This is a genomic window from Nioella sediminis, assembly GCF_001879695.1.
GTDB lineage: Bacteria > Pseudomonadota > Alphaproteobacteria > Rhodobacterales > Rhodobacteraceae > Nioella > Nioella sediminis.
On the sequence record NZ_MNBL01000025.1, the window covers coordinates 1 to 1,240 of the forward strand.

Annotated in this window: 1 protein-coding gene and 1 pseudogene; both read right to left on the reverse strand. The window is 69.8% G+C overall.

From position 1 onward, the window contains the following. Positions 1 to 807 (reverse strand): annotated as a pseudogene (locus BKY26_RS02730) (hypothetical protein); the annotation flags it as partial. A 7-nt stretch (positions 808 to 814) separates the two neighbouring features. Further along, positions 815 to 1,240, reverse strand: a 426-nt coding sequence (locus BKY26_RS02735; protein WP_425434461.1) for an ExbD/TolR family protein, incomplete at its 5' end; no start/stop codon positions are given.

The following is a 1,240-nucleotide window of genomic DNA, read 5'->3' on the forward strand; positions in this document are numbered from 1 at the left end:
CCCGGCCGATAGCGGCGGGCCCGAGGGCGCAGCCGGTGCAGGCGGCGTTTCGGTCGCAGCTTCGGCAACCGCAGCGGCAATCGCATCAGCCAGCGGGTCACGCTCCTCCACCTCGGGCGGGCTGTCGGGAACCGGGGCCTCTGCCACGGTACGGATGGGCCGTGCGGGCGGGCGGAAGGACGACACCGGCGCAAGGGCGGCGGCGGGCGTTTCGGCTTCGGTCACGATCTCGGTCGTGGCTTCCTCTGGCGCGGTCGGGGGCGTGTCGGGCACCGGTGTGGGCGTCTCGGACGGCTCTGGCCGCGTCACCACCTCGGGCGCGATCTCGGCCTCGGGCGGCGGCGCGGGTGCGGGCAGCGGGGCGACGCGGGGCGCTTCGCTCGGCGCGGGCGTGTCAGAGGGCGGCGCGGTCACGTCCTGTGCGGGCGGGCTTGGCAGCGCGGCCACTTCCGCCTGCACTTCGGTATCGGGCAAGGGGGCCAGCGCCGACATGTCGGGCTGGGTTTCCGTAGGCGGCTCCGGCGTGGCCTGGGGCGGTGTTGCGTCCGGCGCGGCGGCCTCTGGCGTGGGCGGGGTCGGTTCGGTGATATCGGGCACGGGCGGTGTGGGCAGCGAGGGCTGTTCCACCACGGCGGGCACAGGCACGACGGTATCGAACATGGCGTCGAACTCCTGCGCCGAAATCAGCGTGACTCCGGTCAGTTCAAAGGGCTCCTCCTCCATATCATTGAACAGATTCCCCCCGATCAGCGCCCAGATGAGCACCGCGAAGTGAAGTCCGCTGGAGGCATAGAGCGCACGCCGCATCGGCCCGTCACTCCCCTGCCTGTTCGTCGAGACGCGGGCCGCCCGCATCGGTCACCAGCCCGATTTCGCGGAATCCACCGGCATTGAGTGCGCCCATGACCTGCATCACGTCGGCATAAGGAATACCCCCATCCGCGCGCAGGAAAATCTGGTTGCTGTCCCGTTCGGCGGCAATGCCCTGAAGGCGCGTCACCAGCTCCTCCATGGGAACCGGCGTGGTCTGGATCATCACCTGGCCGTCGGCGGTCAAAGTCACGGCAAGGGGTTCCTCCTCCTGCTCACCCGGCAGCGGTTCTGCCGCGGTCTCGGGCAGCTCAATCGGCACGCCCACGGTCATCAGCGGTGCTGACACCATGAAGACGATCAGCAGCACCAGCATCACGTCCACGAAAGGGGTGACGTTGATTTCCGACATGGCGGCGTGGCGGGACCG